This is a genomic window from Pseudomonas sp. PDM05, assembly GCF_014851685.1.
Lineage (GTDB): Bacteria > Pseudomonadota > Gammaproteobacteria > Pseudomonadales > Pseudomonadaceae > Aquipseudomonas.
Genome location: NZ_JACVAC010000036.1, coordinates 1 through 761 on the forward strand (window position 1 = coordinate 1; position 761 = coordinate 761).

The window sequence follows — 761 nt, forward strand, 5'->3', positions numbered from 1 at the left end:
GGAATACCCGGTAGCCGATAACGGCAGCGTGTCGGGCCGTGCCATGAACCGTCGCGTTGAAGTGACTATTTCCAACGACAACCAGCCGGTCAAGCCACGGTCTTCCGTCGCTAACTGATCGACGGTCATAAAAAACCCCGCCTGTTCGTGCGGGGTTTTTTATGACCTACTTAATAGTTGATCATGCCGCCTTCACTTAATGGCACATAGCCACCAATGGCTTTCCGAGATTCTGGGTCAACCCTAGCAAGGTCCTTCTGATAGTCTCCGTTACCGTTACCGAACAGTTCTCTACTCATCCTATCCTCAGCCGACGACATCCTCTTCCTAATGTCGGCGTCCGATGGCGGCTGCGCCCTCCCTGCGTTAGGTGCCAGCTGGGACCAGTCCGACGGGCTGGCGAAACCGCCATAAATACCTGAAACCATCTTCTCACTCCATACATTCACAATGGGTTAGATTGTGCCTAAATTTGACGGCACCCCCATCTGTGGCGCTGTAAGAAATATGGTTCCACGCAAGTGGGTTATTGCTGCAACTGCGGCGTTTCCTGCCCCATGCAGCGCACTGCCTGTTTCTTGTTGTTCACCAACACACCGCTGAGACCTTTCTGTTCGGTATCAAACATCACCAGCACGCCATCGACGCACTGCGCCACTTGTGCCGCCGGGGTCAGTGATATCTTGTAATCCTCGCCAGGCACGGTCTTGAGCATGGTGAAGTCGCTGAGCAGCAGTGCATCTTCCGGCTTGGCGAAATGC

At 54.3% G+C, this 761-nt stretch carries 1 protein-coding gene and 1 pseudogene; one reads left to right on the plus strand and one right to left on the minus strand.

Going from position 1 to position 761, the window contains the following annotated elements; translation table 11 throughout:
- Positions 1 to 118 (plus strand): annotated as a pseudogene (locus IB241_RS27645) (hypothetical protein); the annotation flags it as partial.
- Between the two features lie 408 nt (positions 119 to 526).
- Here IB241_RS27645 and IB241_RS27305 read toward each other — a convergent pair.
- Positions 527 to 761: hypothetical protein (locus tag IB241_RS27305; RefSeq protein ID WP_192301274.1), on the minus strand; the 235-nt coding region annotated here is incomplete at its 5' end.